This window comes from Streptomyces sp. NPDC001020, from assembly GCF_053599115.1.
Map to the genome: position 1 here is coordinate 40,056 of NZ_JBSFLQ010000008.1, position 19,879 is coordinate 59,934.

The following is a 19,879-nucleotide window of genomic DNA, read 5'->3' on the forward strand; positions in this document are numbered from 1 at the left end:
GAGTCGGCCTGGAGAGGCACAGTGTTGGAACCCGATGCCCCCGATGTACCTCGCGCGAGCGATATAGCCGATGTGTCCGATGCGTCCGCCCCCGCGGCCGGCTCCGGCCTGGCCCGGCGGCGCAGGTGGGTGGCCCTGGTGGTGGGTGGCGCGCTGCTGCTGACCGGCGGCGGGATCGCCGCCTCGTTCGTGGTGAAGTCTCCCGCGCAGGCCGCCGCAGAGGCCGAAGCGCCCGCGGAGGACGTGCTGACCGCACCAGTGGACAAGCGCGTGCTGAAGGACTCCGTCATCCTGCGCGGAACAGTCGTCGCGGGACAGTCGGTCGACGTCACCGCGTCCGGCTCGGGCGGTACGGGCACCGGCGGAGCCGTGGTCACCAAGGCGCCCAAGCGGGTGGGCACCGAGATCAGGGCCGGGCAGGTCCTGGTCGAGATCTCGGGCCGCCCGGTCTTCGCGCTCAAGGGCAGGGTGCCGGTCTACCGCGACCTCAAGCCCGGCGCCACCGGTGACGACGTGGCCCAACTCCAGTCCGCTCTGGCAGGGTTGGGGCATGCGACGGGCTACGACGCCCGGGGTACGTTCGGGCCCGGAACCCGGCAGGCGCTGACCGCCTTCTACGCGTCGATCGGATACAACCCGGTGTCCGCCGAGAGCGACGGTGCCACCGTCGTCCAGGACGCGCAGGACGCCGTGACGGCAGCCGAACGGGCCTGGCAGGACGCGAAGGACGCCCGGGACAAGGAGCCGACCGACCAGACCCGCCGCGCCGTGGCCCGCGCGGCCCAGGACCTCGAGCGGGCGAGAGGCCGGCTGACCCAGGCCCAGACGGATGCGGGCCCCATGCTCCCCGCCTCCGAAGTGGTCTACCTGTCCGGGTTCCCCGCCCGCGTTGACGGTGTCTCCGCCGTCCTCGGGTCCACGGTCACCGGCAAGGTCATGACGGTCTCGGCCGGCCGGCTCGTCGTCCAGGGCTACCTCCAGGAAGCCCAGAAGGGGCTTGTACGGGGTGGGCAGAAGGCGGAGATCCTCCAGGAGCAGACCGGTGTGAGGACCACCGCGCACGTACGGTCGGTGGCGGCCACCCCGGCCGCGGCGCAGCAGTCCTCCCCGGAGGGCACGGGCCAGGACGCGGGGAGCGGCGACGGTCAGCCGGCCGGTGGCCAGGGCTACCTCATGGTCGTGGAACCCGACAAGGCGCTGTCGGTGACCTCGGTCGGCCAGGACGTACGGCTGACCATCGAGGCGGGTTCCACCAAGGGCGAGGCACTGGTGGTGCCGGTCACCGCGATCTCCGCCGCCTCCGACGGCAGCACCGTCGTCACCGTCGTCGAAGCCGGCGGTGACCAACGCCGGGTGGAGGTGACGACCGGTACCACCGGCGACGGCTACGTCGCGATCAAGCCGGCGGGCGGTGCACGCCTGGCCGAAGGCGACAAGGTCGTCACCGGCGTCAAGGCCGGCGCTGCGGGCGGCCGGTGATGGCATACGGTACGCCGCCGGTCATCGAGTTCCGGCAGGTCGCCCTCACCTATCCGGGACCGCCGCCGGTACCCGCGCTCAGGCCCTGCGACCTGCGCATCGAACAGGGCGAGTTCGTCACGGTGGTCGGTCCCTCCGGCTCCGGGAAGTCGACGTTCCTCAACATCGCGGGACTGCTCGACGCCCCGACCGAGGGGACGTACCTCCTCGACGGTATCGACATCGGGGCGCTCAAGGACGGCGACCGCACGGCGTTGCGGGGCCGCCGTATCGGCTTCGTCTTCCAGTCCTTCCACCTGCTGCCGCACCGCAGCGCCCGCGAGAACGTCCTGCTGGCCATGGTCTACAACGGCACCCCGCGCGCCGACCGCGCCGACCGCGCCCGCGAGGCCCTGGAACAGGTCGGCCTCGGCCACCGCATCGACGCCCTGCCCACCCGTCTGTCCGGTGGTGAGCGCCAGCGGGTCGCCATCGCCCGAGCCCTGGTGTCCCGGCCGTCGCTGCTCCTGTGCGACGAACCCACCGGCAACCTCGACAGCAGGAACGCCGAGTCGGTCCTCACCCTGCTCGAACAGCTCCACCGCGGCGGAATGACGGTGCTGGTCATCACCCACGACCAGGCCGTGGCCGCCCGCGGCGCACGTACCGTCGCCATCCGCGACGGCGTCCTGCACGAGCAGGTGAGCGCATGAACCATCGTCGGTCCCGCAGGCGGCTGTGGCCCCTGCCACGTCAAAGGCGCCGCGACCGCTCGGCCGCATCCTCCGTCGAGCCGTCCGTCTTCACGCCCAGGGACCTGCTGGGCGAGTCCCTCGCCGGCATCCTGCAGCGCCCGGCCCGCTCCGCGCTCACAGCGCTCGGGACCGTCCTCGGTGTCGGCACGTTCGTGGCGATCCTCGGGCTCACCGCCACCACCTCGTCGCAGATCGACTCCCGGTTCAACATGCTGACCGCCACCGAGGTCAACATCGAGGACATCGGCATGGAGCAGAACGAGTTCGTCCACCTCGCCTTCCCGAAGGGCGCCGACGCGCGCATCGAGAAGCTGGGCGGCGTCGAGCACGCCGGCGTGTACTGGACGGTGGACACCCGCAAGTTCGACGCCAGGGTGCGTTCCTCACCGGTCGGCGACGCGGCGAGCGGCGAGCAGGCGAGCATCGTCGCCGCGACCCCGGGAGTCATGGAGGCGGCGGTGCCGCATGTGGCGCAGGGACGGCTCTACGACGCCTACGCGGAGAAGACCGCCCAGCCCGTGGTGGTGATCGGCGCCTCCATGGCCGAGCGACTCGGTATCACCACCCTGGAGACCCGGCCCGCGTTGTTCATCGGCGATCAGCCGTTCACCGTGGTCGGCATCATCGACGACGCGAAACGCAAGGCCGACCTGCTTCTGTCGGTCGTCGTGCCCCGCTCCACCGCGCTGAAGCTGTGGGGCGAGCCGGCCTCGGGCGGCGCGAAGATGCTGGTCTCCACCAAGATGGGCGCCGCCCGCCAGGTGGCCCGGCTCGCCCCGACCGCACTACGTCCCGACCACCCCGAGTACTTCAAGGCGGTACCGCCGCCCGACCCCAGGACCCTGCGCGGGAACGTGACGGGCGACCTGCAGCAGCTCTTCCTGCTCCTCGCCGCGATCTGCCTGGTCATCGGCGCGGTGGGGATCGCCAACACCACGCTGGTGGCGGTGCTCGAACGCACCGGGGAGATCGGGTTGCGCCGCGCACTCGGCGCCCGCGGCGGGCACATCACCGTGCAGTTCCTCGCCGAGTCGGGGGCGATGGGGGCGCTCGGCGGGCTGATCGGGACCAGCCTGGGCACGCTGACCGTGGTCGGGGTCGCCGTCGTGCGGGACTGGACACCCGTGGTCCATCCGACGACGGTCGCGGCCGCCCCGGTCATCGGCCTGGTGACCGGCCTGGTGGCCGGCCTCTACCCGGCGTGGCGGGCATCCCGCATCCAGCCGGCGGAAGCGCTGCGGCGATAGCCGCGGAGCGTGCGCGAGGGCCTCGGACCTGCATGGGTCCGGGGTCCTCGATTTTTTTGTAACGCGACGGGCGGTCCGAGGCGTCAACCAAGCAGAGCGGACGCATTGTTCGGGAGGGGACACACATGCGCAGGTCGTCGCGTCGGGCCGAGGAGATCGAGGGGTTCATGCGGACCGTCAGCCCGCGCCTGTTCCGGGCGGCGTTGCTGGTCTGCGGTGACTACCACCTCGCCGAGGACCTGGTGCAGACCACCTTGGGCAAGGTGTTCGTTTCCTGGGGACGCGTGCGCAAGGCCGACAGCCCACAGGCGTACGTGCGCTCGATGCTGATGCGCACCTACCTCTCGTATGTCCGGCTGCATCGGACGTACGAGAAGCCCGTGGGCGAGCTGCCGGAGCAGCAGGCCGCGACGCGCGACCCGGCCCTGCGGCTGGCGCTGGCCAACGCGCTGGCGCAGCTTTCGCCGCAGGACCGGGCCGTGGTCGTCCTGCGGTACTGGGAGGACCGCAGCGTCGCCCAGACCGCCGCCGAACTGGGGATGAGCGAGGGCAACGTACGGATCCGCAGCCTGCGCGCGCTCAAGACGCTCCGGGCGTCGCTCGCCGGTGAGCACGACGCCCTCGCCGGGCACTGAGGGGAAGAGGGAACTTTCATGGCTTTCATGGAGCGAGAACAGCGGGACGACGGCGTGGAGTTCGGCGCGCGCGTGGGGCAACTGCTCGACGGGTACGCCCGGGAGCTGCCCGCCCCGACCGACACCCTGGTCACCGAGGGTCTGGTCCGGGGCCGTCGGATGAAGCGCCGCCGCCAGTCCCTGTGGGGAGCCGCCGCGTTCGTGGGCGTGAGCGCGCTCGCCGGTGCGGTGGTGCTGAGCGGCGGCGGCACGACCGACGGACGGGACACCCAGGCGGGCGGTGTGGTCATCCCGGCGTTCGAGCCGGTCGCAGCGAAGTCGGGGGCACCGGACGGCAAGGTGGCGCTGACCGGTCGGCAAGCCGTCGCGACCCTGCGCGGACTGCTGCCCGGCACGCCCGCGACCAGCGGCTACGGCTGGTGGGACGGGCCGAAGGAGCCCACAGAGGTCAGCGCCGGCGGACGCCTCCTCGTGCACGGAGCCGAAGTGGCCGTCAGCGTGCAGGGCAACTTCCAGCTCACCAGTGTCGGCGCCCTCTCCAAGGACGCGGCCCGCGCCGCCGCGGAATCGGGCGGCCACCAGGACAAGACCGGCGCCGCGGCACCCGACAAGTCCGCCGCCGCACAGCAGAACGGGACCGGCAAGGGAACCAAGTCGTTGCACCCCGCCACCCGCTCCGAACTGCAGAAGTTCTACTCCTGCCAGGGGCGCACGGCCCCCGACACCACCCTGAGCGCCTGCACCGCGCGCAACCTCAGTGACGGCTCGGTCCTCATCACGTACGAGGAACACCAGGGCAAGCTGGTCCGCCGCACCGCCGACCTCCTGCGCAAGGACGGCACCCGCGTCGTCCTCATCGCGGCCAACGCCGCCGACGGCAAGCGGGGCCCCGCAAGCACCGCTACGCCCCCGCTCACGGAGGCCCAGCTCGCCCATGTGGTGGAGAACACCGCCTGGCAGCCGTGGGTGAAGCCGGGCGAGGACGGCAAGAGCCTCGGCTGAGCCCGGCGCTCGGCCGACGTCGGCCGGCCCCGCGACCCGATGCGCCGGCCGGTGGCGCCCTCGGCGTGGGCGTGGCCGATCCACAGGGCCTCGCCGCCCAACCTCACGGGCTAGTGGGCAGCCCCGCAGAGTGCTCCAGGCCCGCCCACGGCCGGGCGGGCCTTGCGATGTCCGGACATGTTGCGCAGGATGCCTGGTGGGGACCGGGGCCCCCGTGTCGGCATCGGCAGGGGCGGACCGCTACCCGGAGCACACAACAGGAGACAGCGATGTCCCAACAGGCTCACCAGCCCCATGAGGCTCAGGAGCCCGAGACCCCGCATCTCGACTTTCGAGGCACTACGCCGTACGAGGACTACGTCAAGGCGGACGTGCTCACCCATCTGCAGCGCACCCTCTCCGATGATCCGGGGGAGATGGTCTTCCTGGTCACCACCCAGGTGATGGAGCTGTGGTTCACCGTGATCGTCCACGAGTGGGAGACCGCGGCCGCAGCCCTGCGCGGGGACCGGGTACCGGTGGCGATCGACGCGCTGAAGAGATCCGTACGGGAGCTGGAGGCGCTGAACGCGTCCTGGCGGCCCCTGGCGCAGCTGACGCCCGCCCAGTTCAACTCCTACCGTTCCGCCCTCGGCGAGGGCTCCGGCTTCCAGTCGGCGATGTACCGCCGCATGGAGTTCCTGCTCGGCGAGAAGTCCGCGTCCATGCTCGTCCCGCACCGGGGCGCGCCGCGCGTCCACGCCGAGCTGGAGAAGGCGTTGCAGGAGCCGTGCCTGTACGACGAGGCGCTTCGGCTGCTCGCGCGCCGCGGCCACGCGATCCCGGACACCGTGCTCACCCGCGACGTCTCGCAGCGGTACGAGCCGTCGGAGCAGGTCGAGGCGGTGTGGGCCGACCTCTACCGCGGCGATCCGGGGGACGAGCTCGCCCGGCTCGGCGAGGCATTGACCGATGTCGCCGAGTTGGTGTGGCGCTGGCGCAACGACCATCTGACGGCCACCCGGCGCGCGATGGGCGCCAAGCCCGGCACGGGCGGCTCCGCCGGGGTTGCCTGGCTGGAGAAGCGGGCGCAGAAGAGTGTGTTCCCAGAGCTGTGGACGGCGCGGTCCTATGTCTGAGCTGATCTCCAAGGCAAGTGAGCTGGACGCGGCCGACGAACTGGCCGCGCTGCGCGCGAGGTTCGTGCTCGACGACGCGGTCTACCTCGACGGGAACTCGCTGGGCGCGCTGCCCACGGACGTCCCGGGGCGGATGGAGGACGTCGTCCGCAGGCAGTGGGGGTCGCTGCGGATCCGCTCCTGGGAGGAGAGCGGCTGGTGGACGGCGCCGGAGCGGATCGGCGACCGGATCGCCCCGCTGGTCGGCGCGGCACCCGGGCAGATCGTGGTCGGCGACTCGACCAGCGTCAACGTCTTCAAGGCACTGGTGGCGGCCGTGCGCATGGCCGTCGAGGACGGGGACGGCCGGGACGAGATCCTGGTCGACGCGACGACGTTCCCGACGGACGGGTACATCGCGGGCTCGGCGGCCCGGATGACGGGATGCACCCTGCGCCCGGTGACCCCGGCGCAGGTGCCCGAGGCGCTGAGCGGCCGGACGGCGGCGGTCCTGCTGAACCACGTCGACTACCGCACCGGCCGGCTGCACGACCTGCCGTCCCTGACGGCCGCCGTGCACGCGGCGGGCGCGTACGCCGTCTGGGACCTGTGCCACAGCGCGGGCGCGCTGCCGGTGGGCCTGGACGAACACGGGGTCGATCTGGCGGTCGGCTGCACCTACAAGTACCTGAATGGGGGGCCGGGCTCACCGGCGTACCTGTATGTGCGCCGGGAACTGCAGGACCGCTTCGACTCCCCGCTGCCGGGCTGGAACTCGCATGCGGAGCCCTTCGGCATGCGTACGGACTACGCACCGGCAAAGGGTGCGCCGCGCGGCCGTGTCGGCACCCCGGACATCCTGTCCATGCTCGCCCTGGAGGCGGCGCTTCAGGTGTGGGACGGCGTCCCGATCGACGTCGTACGCGCCAAGTCGCTCGCGCTCACGGACTTCTTCCTGGAGTGCGTGAGCGCGTACGTCCCCGAGGGCGTGGTCGAGTCGCTGACTCCTGCCGCGCATGCGGAGCGGGGCAGCCAGGTGGCGCTGCGCTGCACCGGCGCGGGCGATGTGATGAAGCGGCTGATCGACAGTGGCGTGGTCGGCGACTTCCGTCCGCCGGACGTGCTGCGGTTCGGCTTCACACCGCTGTACGTGGGCTTCGCCGACGTGGAACGGGCGGCCCGGATCCTGGCGACGACCCTGCGCTGACGGGTCGCCCCACGGTGGTGCGGTGACGCACCGGGGGTTCCCTGGCGGTGGCGGGCACGGCGGCCTCGGGAAGGCCGTGCCCGCCCCGCCGGCTTCGGAAAGGCCGACCTTCACCCTGCGTGACAACCCCGTGGGGGCGCAGGTCATCCGCCTGATACCGTCCCCGCCAACGGCCGGTCGTCTTCCGGCCACCGCGTACCGAATTCCGTTCCGTCACTGTGAGGTTGGAGCATGCCGGACGCCGCCGCGCGCCGCGATTCCGCAGAACCGGACGACGCGTCCGCCCGAGCCGCCGCTGTCGCACGGGACGCCGAGGAAGAGGCGTCCGCCTTCTCGCACCCGCCGGTGGACCCCGACACCACCGTCGCGTACGGCGACCATCCGGACCAGGTGATCGACTTGTACGCCCCGCGGGAGACGGAGCGGACCGGGGCGGAGGCCAGGGGCCTCGTGCCTCTCGTCGTCGTGCTGCACGGCGGTGCGTGGCGGGCGCCGTACGACCGCGGGCACATCACCCCGTTCGCGGACTTCCTGGCCCGCCGCGGCTTCGCCGTGGCCAACGTCGAGTACCGCCGGGGCGCCCCGGACCGGGCCGACGACTCGGGGCCGGTCGCGGGCCGCTGGCCGGACACGTTCGACGACGTCGCGGCCGCGTTCGACGCGCTTCCGGCGCTCGTGGCCGAGGCGCTGCCGCAGGCCGATCCGCGCCGCACGGTGATCACCGGCCACTCGGCGGGCGGCCACCTCGCGCTGTGGGCCGCGGCCCGCCACGTCCTTCCGCGAGACGCCCCGTGGCGCACGGACCGACCGGCCCTGCTGCGCGGCGTCGTGGCGCTCGCTCCGATCGCGGACTTCCACGTCGCCGAAGAGCTGGAGGTGTGCTCCGGCGCCGCAGCCCAACTGCTGGGCGGACAAGCCCTGTTCGCGGAGCGTCGGCCGTACGCGGACCCGTCTCTGCTGCTCCCCACCGGTATCGCGACGACGCTCGTCCAGGGGCGTACGGACATCGTGGTCCCGCAGGCCGTCGCCGAGTCGTACGCGGAGGCGGCGGCGAAGGCGGGCGAGGTCGTCGGGCTCACTCTCCTGGAGGACGTCGGCCACTTCCCCCTGATCGATCCGGCCGCGGACGCGTGCGCGGTGGTGGTGGAGGAGATCGCGCAGTTGGCGTGGTAGGAGGCGCCGAAGCGCCAAGTCGCCTGTGAGCAGGCCGAGTGCGGGGCATCGCCGGGCTGCCCCGGAGGTCCCCGGTCATACCCGTAATACCTGAGAGCTACCCCTGAGGTGAGTTCTCCGGCGTGATGCCGACGACGTGTCACGCTTCGTAACTTCCTTTCCGTGAGGGTCCGTTGGACGGGCCGACGGAAGGGAAGGACGACATGGGGTTCCGGGGGAGCGCACCGGCTGTGGCCGTGGACGGCGATGGTGGGGCGACGAGCCGCCTGCGGGATCAGGAGGCCTGTGGGGAGACGGAGCCCGCTCGCCAGGGCGAGGCGGTCGACCCGGCGGGTGACACCAGGCGCGGTCGCCGCCCCCGCCCCGGTCGCCTCCGGCGCGCTCTGCTCGCCGTGCTGGTCGTGGGCGGTGTCGCCGTTCCCCTCTCCGCCGCCACACGCCCCCAGATCCCGGCCCCGCCCCCGGCGGCGCTCGCCCCGCTGTCTGCGGCCACGCTCCCCGGGACCTACGCGGCCAACCGTGCCAACGCCGCCGACGCAGCGCGGATGGCCGCGGCCCACGGCGACCACCGCCGCGCCGTGGCGGACCACGGCATGGCCTCCGGGTCCCGGGACCTCCTGGCCTTCGACGGCCGGGGCACGGGCCGTGCGACGGAGGTCTTCGGCGACCTGACCACGGCGGAGCACATCGCGGTCCTGGTCCCGGGTTCCGACACGACGCTGGAGACGTACGGACGTTTCCGCGCGGGCGCGCTCGCCCTGCACCACCGGGCGGGCCCGCGCACCGCCGTCATCGCCTGGCTCGGCTACGACACGCCCCGCATGCTCAGCACCGACGCGCTCACGACGAGCCGGGCCGAGCGGGCCGCCCCGCAACTGAAGGGGTTCCTGCGCGAACTCCGCGGCATGGTGGGCCCCTCCCCGCGCGTCTCCCTCCTGTGCCACTCCTACGGCACGGTCGTCTGCGCCCGCGCGGCCACCGCCGCAGAAATCCAGGACATCGTCCTGGTCGGCAGCCCCGGCACCGGTGTGGACTCCGCGGCCGCCCTGCACACCCGCGCCCGCGTCTGGGCGGCCCGTGGCGCCGACGACTGGATCGCCGATGTGCCCCACACCCGGGTCGACCTGTTCGGCACGACCGTCGGCTTCGGCACGGACCCCGTGTCCCCGGCGTACGGCGCCCGTGTCTTCGCCGCCGGCGACGGCGGCCACAGCGACTACTTCAAACCGGGCTCGTTCAGCGTGGCCAATCTGGCGCGGATCGTCCTCGGTCGGACACCGGAGGTGAACCATGCGTGACCGGACACAGCGTCGGCCGGCCTTCGCCGGAACGAGCGCATATGCGCCCACCCCCACGGCCGTCGACCGCACCCGGCCGCCGCACAAGCCGGCCGCACCCGGCCACGGCACGCTGAACTCCCTGCGCGTCGCCGCCCGTCGTGTGGACGCCGCCACCCCTGTGGAACGGGACCGCGCGATCGACGCCCTGCGGGCCTTCGCGATCCTCGGCGTCGTCCTGGGCCACTGGCTGGTGACCGCCCTGGTCGCGGACGGCGGCACCCTGCACACCGCGAGCCCGCTGCACTTCATGCCCTGGCTGGCCCCGATCTCCTGGGCGTTCCAGACGCTCGCCGTGTTCTTCCTCGTGGGCGGCCATGTGGCGACGAAGGGGTACGCGTCGGCACGCGCGCGGGGCGTCACGTACGGGCAGTGGCTGCGCGCCCGCCTGACCCGTCTGTTCAGGCCCGTCGCGGCGGTCCTGACGCTGTGGGCGGTCGCGACGGGCTGCCTGCTCGCGACCGGCGCGGACGTCGACACGATCCACACCCTGGTGAAGCTGGCTCTGTCCCCGATGTGGTTCCTCCTGGTCTTCGCGGCACTGACGGCCGCGACACCGCTGCTGGCCCGCCTCAACCCCCTGTGGCCGCTGGCCGTCGTCCTTCACGTGGACATCGTCCGCTTCGGACTGGGCGGCCCGTCCTGGCTCGGCTGGGTGAACCTGGCCGCCGGCTGGCTCGTGCCCTACACGCTCGGCGCGAGCTGGACCCGTGGCGAGCTGAAAGGTCGCCGTGCGGGCTGGGTGCTGCTGTCGGGCGGCGCGGCGGCCACCGCGGCGTTGGTGGCGTGGGCCGGCTACCCGGCGTCGATGGTCGGTGTTCCGGGCGCCGCGGTCTCGAACCTCAACCCGCCGACCCTGGCGGCGGTCACCTTCGGCCTGGCCCAGTGCGGACTGGCCCTGCTGCTGCGGGAACCGCTGCGCCGTGTGATGCGCCGGCCCCTGCTCTGGACGGCGGTGGCGCTGGTGAACCTCTCCGCGATGACGATCTTCCTCTGGCATCAGACGGCCCTCATGGCGACCACCGCCACAGGTCTGCTCGCGGGCCGGCTCCCGGGCCTGCACACCACCCCGGACGGCCTGGGCTGGGTGGCCGCCCGTCTGGCCTGGCTGCCGGTGTTCGCCCTGGTCCTGGCCCTGTGCTGGTCCGCCTTCCGCATCCATGAACAGGGGCCGCGCCGGGTCAGAGGCCGCCGTTCCCGTGTGGTGGCCATGCACAGGTTCGGCCGCCCGTAGTCAGGGTGATCGACAGTGCCTAGGGTGGGCCGGGTGGGGGAGGCGTTGCAACGAGAACCGGTGTCCCGGCCCGAGGACGGCCCCGAGGGTGGGCGGCCCCTGCGTGGCCTCGGCCGGTTGCCGCGCGTCCTGCGGGACGACCTGTGGACGATCGCCGCCGCCCCGCTGCCGCCGCTGTCGCGCCCGCGCCGGTTCCGCTGGGCGCCGCACGTCCTGTACTGCCTGATGGCGATCCCTCTGGTGGGCGCGGCGCCGGGGGAAGTGAACGACTACTACGGTCTGCCCGGCGGATTCGGTGTGGCGATCGGGCTCGCGCAGGGCGGGGCCGTTGTGTTCGCCCTGTGGCGTCCGCTGCCCGCCTGGTGGCTGTCGCTGGCCGCGATGTTCGTGACCACCCAGTCCACCCGGGTGACTCCTTCCGTCATACCGCCTCCGTTGCCGGGCCCCGGCGCCACACCCCCGTGGCCCTGGAGTGGGCCGGGCATCATCTCGTGTGCCCTCGTGCTGTTCCTGCTGGCCCTGCGGGCTCGCCCCCGTGTCTGTGCCGAGGTCCTCGCGCTGACCGCCCTGGCGACCTTCCTGACCGCCCCCGGCCCGGTGAGGTACGACCCGACCGCGCCGGCGGCGCTGGTCATCTTCACCATCGTCCTCCTCGTCGGCAGCGCACTGCGAGGCCGACGCGAGGCCCGGACGCAACTCGTCGAACTGAGCACCGTCACCGCCGAGGAGCGCGCCCGCCGTGCCCTCCTCGAGGAGCGCAACCGCATCGCCCGCGAACTGCACGACGTCGTCGCGCACCACATGTCGGTCATCTCCATCCAGGCCCAGGTCGCCCCGCACCTGGTGGAGAACCCTCCGGACGAGCTGCGGGAGAACCTGGACGGCATCCGCAAGAACGCGCTGGAGGCCCTCACCGAACTGCGTCGCGTCCTCGGCGTCCTGCGCTCGGAGAACCCCGGTGACCCGTACGGCATCGGCAGCGCCACCGGCACCGCCCCCGACTCCCCGCAGCCCACCCTCGACCGGCTCGACGCCCTGGTGGAGAACACCCGCGCGGCCGGCCTGGAGGTCCGGACGGAGATCACCGGCGAGGTGCGCCCGCTGTCGCCCGGCGTGGAACTCTCGGCCTACCGGATCATCCAGGAGGCCCTCAGCAACGCGCTGCGGCACGCCCCCGGTTCCACGGTCCGCGTCGAACTCGGCTACTTTCCACGTGGCCTGCAGGCACGGGTCGTCAACTCCCGCCCCACACAGCGGGCGTCGCCGTCCCCGGGCGCGGGCCACGGCCTGCTCGGCATGCGGGAGCGCGCCGCGATGCTCGGCGGCACCCTCGTCACGTCCGAGACGTCGAGCGGCGGTTTCGCCGTGGCCTGCTTCCTTCCCAGCCCGGCACATCTCCCATCCGATGACGAGCCCACCGGCGCGACAGGAGAAACGAACCGATGACGAGCCGCACCATTCGCGTACTGATAGCCGACGACCAGATGATGGTCCGGCAGGGCTTCACGGTGCTGCTGGGCGTCCAACCCGACATCGAGGTCGTCGGTCAGGCCGTGGACGGCGGGGACGCGATCGCCCAGGTCGCCGAACTCGCCCCGGACGTCGTCCTGATGGACATCCGCATGCCCGAACTCAGCGGCATCGAGGCGACTCGCCGGATCACCGAGGTGACCCCGCACCCCAAGGTCCTGGTGCTCACCACCTTCGACCTCGACGAGTACGTGTACGAAGCCCTGCGCGCCGGTGCCTCCGGGTTCCTGCTGAAGGACGCCTCCGCCGACCAACTCGCCGAGGCCGTACGGGTGGTGGCGGCGGGCGACGCGCTCCTCGCTCCCGGCATCACCCGTCGTCTGATCGCCGAGTTCTCCCGGCTCGACAGCACGCCCCGGGCCCCGCTCAAGGCACGCGTCGGGGATCTCACCGAGCGGGAGACGGAAGTGCTCGCCCTCATCGCCCAGGGCCTGTCGAACGCCGAGATCGCCGAACGGCTCGTCGTGGCCGAGCAGACGGTGAAGACGCACGTGGGCCGCATCCTGGTGAAGCTGGGCCTGCGGGACCGCACCCAGGCGGCGGTGTTCGCCTACGAGTCGGGGCTGGTGCGGCCGTCGGGATACTGAACCCGGCCGCCGCAGGGCCCGGCCCCTCCTCCTCGTAGTACTTGAGGGGGACCGCCGGGGACCCTCCTCACTGGGGACGACGGCGCCCCTTCCCGCGCCTACGTTGTTCAACGTGACCGAAAAGACCCAGACGCGGACGACGCCGGACGACGCGTACCGTCCGTACACGCCGAACAGTCCGGAGTACCGGTGGGCCGCGGACGCCCTGCGACAGGACCTGTTCCACAAGGCCTTCGCCTACCGGCCGCTGCCCCGCATGAGCGTCGACGGACCGGTGACCAGGCGGCTGCCCGGCCGTCTGCGGGAGTACGCGGCCTGGACCCCGCACGCCCTGGTGTCGGCGGTCGGCCTGGTGGCGATGCTGGTGGCCTGGGGACACAGCGGGGGCGGTGTGGCGGCCGTGCTGTACGGCCTGCTGGCCATGGTCCCGGTGCTGCTGACGCTCGTCCGCCCGGTCGGCGCCTTCTGGCTGGCCCTCGCGGCGAGCGCGGTCTCGGCGGTCGGAGGCGCGTCCTGGGGCTCCTGGCCATGGAGGCCTGCCAGTGTCATCTCCTACATGGCCGTGCTGATCGTCGTCGCGATACGCACCCGGCCGCGTACGGCGGCGTGGATGTGGGCACTCACCCTGGCCTACAGCGTCATCGAGGAGAGCCTCTTCGGCTATGCCCACTTCAGCACCGACACCCCACCCATGCTGGTCTTCTCCGCCCTCATCCTCCTGGCGATCACCGTCTGGCACATACGCCGCGACGCCGCCCAGGAGGTCACCGCCCACCGGACGGAGACCGCACACGAGCGGTCCCGGCGCACTCTGCTGGAGGAACGCACCACGATCGCCCGCGAGTTGCACGACGTGGTCGCCCACCACATGTCGGTGGTAGCCATCCAGGCCGAGGCCGCGCCCTACCGCGTGGAGAACCCGCCGCCGGAGCTGGAGAAGGCCTTCGCCACGATCCGGGAGAACGCGGTGGCGGCCCTGACCGAACTGCGCCGCGTCCTGGGCGTCGTACGGGCGGAGGGCTACGAGGCCCCGGACGCCCCGCAGCCCACCCTGGCCGACCTGGACGCCCTGCTGGCCAATGTGCGCGACGCGGGGCTGACCGTCGAGCAGGTGACGACGGGCGCGGTGCGCGAACTCCCGCAGGGCGTGGAGTTGTCGGCGTACCGCATCGTCCAGGAAGCCCTCAGCAACACGTTGCGGCACGCGCCGGGAGCCACCGCCCGGGTGGAGATCGGCTATGTGCTCGGCGGGCTGGGCCTGCGTATAGTCAACGGCCCACCGCCGCAGGTCACACTGGAGAAGTCCACGCACGGGGCGGGGCACGGCATCACAGGCATGCGCGAGCGGGTCTCGATGCTGGACGGCCAGATGACGGCGGCGGGGACGGATGACGGAGGGTATGAGGTGACGGTGTTCCTGCCGACGGCCCACGCGGAGGATCCCGAGTGACGAGTGGCACCATCCGTGTACTGATAGCCGACGACCAGATGATGGTCCGGGAGGGCTTCTCGGTGCTGCTCGGGGCGATGCCGGACATGGAGGTCGTCGGGGAGGCGGTCAACGGCAGGGAAGCCGTCGAGCGGGTTCGTGAGCTGGCCCCGGACGTCGTGCTGATGGACATCCGTATGCCGGAGCTGAACGGTATCGAGGCGACGCGGGAGATCGTCGCCGCGGACGGGTCGGCGAAGGTGCTGGTGCTGACGACGTTCGACCTCGACGAGTACGTGTACCAGGCGCTGCGGGCAGGAGCCTCCGGCTTCCTCCTCAAGGACGCGTCCGCCCGTCAACTGGCCGAAGGTATAAGGGTCGTGGCCTCCGGCGAGGCCCTGCTGGCTCCCTCGGTGACCAAGCGACTGATCGCGGAGTTCTCGAAGCTGTCCGACGGGGTGCGCGCGGCCCCCGACGCCCAGGCGGCGTACGGCGAGCTGACCGAGCGGGAGACGGAGGTGCTGGTCCTCATCGCGAAGGGGCTGTCCAACGCGGAGATCGCCGGGCGGCTGGTGGTCGCCGAGTCCACGATCAAGACCCATGTGAGCCGCATCCTGGTGAAGCTGGGCCTGCGGGACCGCACCCAGGCCGCGGTGTTCGCGTACGAGGCCAGGCTGGTGACACCGGGCTGACCCGCCGGGGCTTCGGCGACGAGACACATCTGGTCAAAGCGGCGATGCCGGGCTAGCGTCCGGACATGGCAGTCCCTTCCGATCTCGCCTTCGACCCGTGGGACCCGGCGTTCGTCGCCGACCCGTACCCCGCCTATGCCGAGCTGCGTGCGCGCGGCCGTGTGCACTACTACGAGCCCAGCGGCCAGTGGCTGGTCCCGCACCACGCGGACGTGTCGGCGCTGCTGCGCGACAGACGCCTGGGCCGGACCTATCAGCACCGGTTCACCCACGAGGAGTTCGGGCGGACGGCGCCACCGCCCGAGCAGGAGCCGTTCCACACGCTGAACGACCACGGCATGCTGGACCTGGAACCGCCGGACCACACCCGTATCCGGCGCCTGGTGGCGAAGGCGTTCACACCGCGGACCGTGGAGCGGCTGCGGCCGTATGTGCACGGGCTGGCCGACGACCTGGTCTCCCGCCTGGTGGAAGCGGGTGGCGGCGATCTGCTGACGGATGTCGCCGAGCCGCTGCCGGTCGCGGTGATCGCCGAGATGCTGGGCATCCCGGAGGCCGACCGCGCACCGCTGCGGCCCTGGTCGGCGGACATCTGCGGGATGTACGAGCTGAACCCGCCGCAGGAGACGGCGCGCAGGGCGGTGCGGGCGTCGGTGGAGTTCTCCGCGTATCTGCGCGAGCTGATCGCCGCGCGCCGCTCGGAGCCGGGGGAGGACCTGATCTCGGGCCTGATCGCCGCGTACGACGGGGGCGACCGTCTCACCGAGCAGGAGATGATCTCGACCTGCGTGCTGCTGCTGAACGCCGGGCACGAGGCGACCGTGAACGCGACCGTGAACGGCTGGTGGGCACTTTTCCGCCACCCGGACCAGTTGGCGGCGCTGCGCGCGGACCACTCGCTCGTCCCCTCCGCCGTGGAGGAGCTGATGCGCTACGACACACCGCTCCAGCTCTTCGAACGCTGGGTCCTGGACGACATCGAGATCGACGGCACGGTGATTCCGCGGGGCTCGGAGATCGCGATGCTGTTCGGCTCGGCGAACCACGACCCGGCGGTGTTCGACGCCCCGGAGGAACTGGACCTGACCCGCAAGGACAACCCGCACATCTCCTTCAGCGCGGGCATCCACTACTGCATCGGCGCGCCACTGGCCCGTATCGAGTTGGCGGCGTCCATGACGGCACTGCTGGAGAAGGCCCCGACCCTGCGCCTGACGAAGGAGCCGGAGCGAAAGCCGAACTTCGTGATCCGCGGTCTGAAGGGGCTGAGCGTGGAAATCGGCTGATCACCCGTTCGGATGATCATGCGGTGGTCCGGGGCGGTGGCCGGTCTCGGCTTGGCACGCTGGTGCACGCCTGCGAAGGGAGGCAGCATGACGGTCATGGCAGAGCGCGCGTTGTCCCAGATGTCTGTAGACGTGTTCGAGCGGATCGCAGAATTCGCCGCCCGTGAGGACGAGACCGTCAGGTTGGAGTTCATCGGCGGACGGATCGGGGTCAAGAAAGTGACGAACGGCAACCACAGCGCGATCATCATGTGGCTGATCCGTCGGTGCATGCAGGCCCGACCCGAACTCGACCTCAATCCGGTGCAGGGCTTGAAGGCGGAGGCTTACCGGAAGGGCCGGGCCAGGCCTGATGCGGTGCTTGCCCCTGTTGATCACTTCGTGGGCCAAGGCGACTGGGGAGACCCCGATGGCGTGCTCATGGCGGTCGAAGTAACCTCGTACGACTCCGACACACACAACCGGGATCGCGTGGAGAAGCCACGTGCCTATGCCGAGACGGGGATCCCCGTCTACTTGCTGATCGACCGGGAAAACCGCTCGGTCGTCGTGCACAGCGACCCCGCTCCGGAGGGCAAGTACCGGGATATCCACACGGTGATGATCGGCGGCAAGGTCAGCCTCCCGGCCCCCGTCAGCATCGATCTCGACACCTCGGAACTGAGGAAGTACACCGACTGAAGCCCTCAGCCCGTCACATCCCGCCTACGCAACCCCACCAGCCCCCCGGCCACAAACACCGCCGCAAGCCCCGTCAGGACGAGCACCGGCGTCCAGTGCATCTCCCCGCCCGGCAGCTTCGGCAGATGCCCGAAAGGTGACAGGTCCAGTACGAGCCGCGGCGCGTTCAGCGCGGGCCCCACCCAGCCGATCAGCAGCGCCGCCCCGGCCACGCCCCACGCCGCCACCGCACCCCGCGGCAGCACCCCGTAGAGCAGGACCGCGATCCCGCCGATCACCCACACCGCGGGCAGTTGTACCAGGCAGGCGCCCAGGATCGGGCCGGCCTTCTTGCCGTAGCCCGCCGCGAAACCCAGGCCCGCAAGCAGCATGATCAGGGCGCTACCGCCGAACGCGATCACCAGATGACCGGCGGCCCAGCGCAGCCGGCCCACCGCGTTCGCCAGCACCGGCTCCGCCCGTCCCGATGTCTCCTCGCCGGACAGGCGCAGTAGGGCCGCCACGATGTACAGGGCCGCGACCAGGCCCATGATCCCCACCATCGCCGCGAGGAACGCGTCCGTGAGCGCGGACTGGCCGCCCATGCGCTGGAAGATCTCGCGGGCCTTGTCGTTGTCGCCGACGAGGTTGGTCGCGCCGTCCGTCATCCCGCCGTAGACGACCCCGGCGACGAAGAAGCCGATGCTCCAGCCCAGCACACTGCCGCGCTGCAGCCGCCAGGCCAGGGCGCCCGCCGAACCCAGTCGGCCGACAGCCGGGCCGGGCCGCGTGGCGAGGAAGCTCATGCCGAGGTCACGGCGGCCGGCCAGTACGTACGCCACTGCGCCCTGGGCCCATGCCGCCGCCGCGAACAGCAGCAGCACCCACCAGCGCTCGCCGGCGTACGGCCGCAGGTTCTCCAGCCAGCCGAGCGGGGAGAGCCAGGTGAGCGCGGACGAGCCGTCGTCCGTCGCCGCGTCGCCCGCCGCGCGCAGCACGAAGGCCGCGCCCAGCAGCGCGCCCGTCAGCCCGCGCGCCAGCCGCGCGCTCTCGGTGAGCTGAGCGACGATCGTCGCCATCGTGGCGAAGACCATTCCGACCCCGGCGACCCCCAGCCCCAGCACCAGTGCCCCGGCACGACCGTGGCTCGCGAGGCCCCCGGTGATCAGCAGCGCCAGTACGCCGTTCGCGACCGCCGCGGCCAGCAGTGCCGCCGTCAGCGGGGCGCGCCGCCCCACCATCGCCGACGAGACCAGCTCCTGCCGTCCGCTCTCCTCCTCGTCCCGGGTGTGCCGTACGACGACGAGCAGGCTCATCACGGCGGCGAGCAGTCCGGCGTAGACACCGACGCGCCAGGCGGTCAGCGCGCCGAGCGACTCGCCGAAGACCGGGCCGACCATGGCGCGCAGCGAGGCGTTGGTGGTCATCTGGTCGATCAGGTCGGCGCGTTCGGCCGGGGTGCCGTACAGGCCCTTGAGGGTGCCCGGCATCGACAGGACCATCAGCGTGTTCACCGCGACCCAGACCGGGATCAGCACTCGGTCCCGGCGCAGCGCGAACCTCAACAGGGTGCCGGTGCCGGTCAGTTGACCGGATCTCCCGGCCTCCACCGCCAGGGCGGGTGTCGCGGCGGTCATCGTGCCATCACCTCGTCCTGGAGCTCGTCCTGGTAGTGCCGCAGGAAGAGCTCCTCCAGCGTGGGCGGCGTCGACGTCAGCGACCGTACGCCCGACTCGCTCAGCGACCGCAGTACCCCGTCCAGCTTGTCCGTGTCGACCTGCAGCCGGACGCGGTGCCCCTGGATGTCGAGGTCGTGGACGCCGGGCAGGTGCGCGAGTCCGTTGGGCGGCCCTGCGAGTTCGGCGCTGACGCTCGTCCGGGTCAGGTGGCGCAGGTCGGCGAGCGAGCCGCTCTCGACCGTCCGCCCCTTGCGGATGATGCTCACCCGGTCGCAGAGTTCCTCGACCTCGCTCAGGATGTGACTCGACAGCAGGACCGTTCGGCCGCGGTCGCGTTCCTCCTCGACGCACCGCTGGAAGACCTCCTCCATCAGCGGATCGAGGCCCGACGTCGGCTCGTCCAGGATCAGCAGGTCGACGTCCGAGGCGAAGGCCGCGACGAGGGCGACCTTCTGCCGGTTGCCCTTGGAGTACGTCCGCCCCTTCTTCGTCGGGTCCAGTTCGAACCGCTCGACCAGTTCCGCCCGGCGCCGCCGGTCGAGGCCCCCGCGCAGTCGGCCGAACAGGTCGATGACCTCGCCACCGGAGAGGTTGCGCCACAGGGTGACGTCACCGGGGACGTACGCGATCCGGCGGTGGAGTTCCACCGCGTCCGTCCACGGGTCCCGGCCCAGTACCTGGGCGGCGCCGGAGTCGGCGCGCAGCAGGCCCAGCAGGACCCGAATGGTGGTGGACTTCCCGGCGCCGTTCGGGCCGAGGAAGCCGTGCACCTCTCCGGCCTCGACGTTCAGGTCGAGTCCGTCCAGCGCGTGAGTCGTCCCGAACGACTTGTGCAGTCCGGAGACGGTGATGGCCTTCGTCATGCTTCAGA

General features: G+C 71.9%; 18 protein-coding genes. 16 read left to right on the forward strand and 2 right to left on the reverse strand.

Annotation, left to right across the window (positions count from 1 at the left end; translation table 11 throughout):
- The first annotated feature begins 72 nt into the window (after positions 1–72).
- From ACWDEX_RS09485 to ACWDEX_RS09560, 16 genes are all read left to right on the forward strand, one after another.
- Positions 73–1,479 carry a peptidoglycan-binding protein gene (locus ACWDEX_RS09485; RefSeq protein WP_450462685.1) on the forward strand — a complete coding sequence of 469 codons (1,407 nt, stop codon included), beginning with the start codon at positions 73–75 and terminating at the stop codon, positions 1,477–1,479.
- Positions 1,479–2,171, forward strand: coding sequence for an ABC transporter ATP-binding protein (locus tag ACWDEX_RS09490; protein ID WP_450462686.1), 693 nt, complete (start codon positions 1,479–1,481; stop codon positions 2,169–2,171). The genes ACWDEX_RS09485 and ACWDEX_RS09490 overlap by 1 nt, the downstream gene beginning before the upstream one ends.
- On the forward strand, positions 2,168–3,460 hold the full coding sequence (locus ACWDEX_RS09495) for an ABC transporter permease (RefSeq protein WP_450462687.1): 1,293 nt from the start codon (positions 2,168–2,170) through the stop codon (positions 3,458–3,460). Before ACWDEX_RS09490 ends, ACWDEX_RS09495 begins: the two co-directional genes overlap by 4 nt.
- Positions 3,461–3,585: 125 nt before the next feature.
- Positions 3,586–4,095 carry a SigE family RNA polymerase sigma factor gene (locus ACWDEX_RS09500; protein ID WP_376652771.1) on the forward strand — a complete coding sequence of 170 codons (510 nt, stop codon included), beginning with the start codon at positions 3,586–3,588 and terminating at the stop codon, positions 4,093–4,095.
- An 18-nt stretch (positions 4,096–4,113) separates the two neighbouring features.
- Complete coding sequence (locus ACWDEX_RS09505; RefSeq protein ID WP_450462688.1) at positions 4,114–5,097, forward strand: hypothetical protein; 984 nt, start codon at positions 4,114–4,116, stop codon at positions 5,095–5,097.
- A 269-nt stretch (positions 5,098–5,366) separates the two neighbouring features.
- Entirely contained in the window at positions 5,367–6,215 is an 849-nt protein-coding gene (locus ACWDEX_RS09510; RefSeq protein ID WP_450462689.1) for a tryptophan 2,3-dioxygenase family protein, read from the forward strand.
- Positions 6,208–7,401 (forward strand): kynureninase, encoded by a 1,194-nt coding sequence (gene kynU / locus ACWDEX_RS09515; RefSeq protein WP_450462690.1) that lies wholly within the window; start codon positions 6,208–6,210, stop codon positions 7,399–7,401. The genes ACWDEX_RS09510 and kynU overlap by 8 nt, the downstream gene beginning before the upstream one ends.
- A gap of 231 nt (positions 7,402–7,632) precedes the next feature.
- On the forward strand, positions 7,633–8,574 hold the full coding sequence (locus tag ACWDEX_RS09520) for an alpha/beta hydrolase (protein WP_450462691.1): 942 nt from the start codon (positions 7,633–7,635) through the stop codon (positions 8,572–8,574).
- Between the two features lie 203 nt (positions 8,575–8,777).
- Entirely contained in the window at positions 8,778–9,872 is a 1,095-nt protein-coding gene (locus ACWDEX_RS09525; RefSeq protein ID WP_450462692.1) for an alpha/beta hydrolase, read from the forward strand.
- Positions 9,865–11,145: an acyltransferase family protein gene (locus tag ACWDEX_RS09530; RefSeq protein ID WP_450462693.1), complete on the forward strand. Its 1,281-nt coding sequence runs from the start codon at positions 9,865–9,867 to the stop codon at positions 11,143–11,145. Before ACWDEX_RS09525 ends, ACWDEX_RS09530 begins: the two co-directional genes overlap by 8 nt.
- A 33-nt stretch (positions 11,146–11,178) precedes the next feature.
- On the forward strand, positions 11,179–12,591 hold the full coding sequence (locus tag ACWDEX_RS09535; protein ID WP_450462694.1) for a sensor histidine kinase: 1,413 nt from the start codon (positions 11,179–11,181) through the stop codon (positions 12,589–12,591).
- Positions 12,588–13,262, forward strand: coding sequence for a response regulator (locus tag ACWDEX_RS09540; RefSeq protein ID WP_450462695.1), 675 nt, complete (start codon positions 12,588–12,590; stop codon positions 13,260–13,262). Before ACWDEX_RS09535 ends, ACWDEX_RS09540 begins: the two co-directional genes overlap by 4 nt.
- 112 nt (positions 13,263–13,374) lie before the next feature.
- Positions 13,375–14,712 carry a sensor histidine kinase gene (locus tag ACWDEX_RS09545; RefSeq protein ID WP_450462696.1) on the forward strand — a complete coding sequence of 446 codons (1,338 nt, stop codon included), beginning with the start codon at positions 13,375–13,377 and terminating at the stop codon, positions 14,710–14,712.
- Complete coding sequence (locus tag ACWDEX_RS09550) at positions 14,709–15,383, forward strand: response regulator (protein WP_450462697.1); 675 nt, start codon at positions 14,709–14,711, stop codon at positions 15,381–15,383. The genes ACWDEX_RS09545 and ACWDEX_RS09550 overlap by 4 nt, the downstream gene beginning before the upstream one ends.
- A gap of 65 nt (positions 15,384–15,448) precedes the next feature.
- Positions 15,449–16,669, forward strand: a complete 1,221-nt coding sequence (locus ACWDEX_RS09555) for a cytochrome P450 (protein WP_450462698.1) — start codon at positions 15,449–15,451, stop codon at positions 16,667–16,669.
- Positions 16,670–16,756: 87 nt separating this feature from the next.
- Positions 16,757–17,350 (forward strand): Uma2 family endonuclease, encoded by a 594-nt coding sequence (locus ACWDEX_RS09560; RefSeq protein ID WP_450462699.1) that lies wholly within the window; start codon positions 16,757–16,759, stop codon positions 17,348–17,350.
- A gap of 5 nt (positions 17,351–17,355) precedes the next feature.
- Here the strand turns inward: ACWDEX_RS09560 and ACWDEX_RS09565 are convergent, their stop codons facing one another.
- Together ACWDEX_RS09565 and ACWDEX_RS09570 are read right to left on the reverse strand one after the other, a co-directional pair.
- Positions 17,356–18,966, reverse strand: a complete 1,611-nt coding sequence (locus ACWDEX_RS09565) for an ABC transporter permease (protein WP_450462700.1) — start codon at positions 18,964–18,966, stop codon at positions 17,356–17,358.
- Positions 18,963–19,871 (reverse strand): ABC transporter ATP-binding protein, encoded by a 909-nt coding sequence (locus ACWDEX_RS09570; RefSeq protein WP_450462701.1) that lies wholly within the window; start codon positions 19,869–19,871, stop codon positions 18,963–18,965. The genes ACWDEX_RS09565 and ACWDEX_RS09570 overlap by 4 nt, the downstream gene beginning before the upstream one ends.
- Positions 19,872–19,879 lie beyond the last annotated feature (8 nt).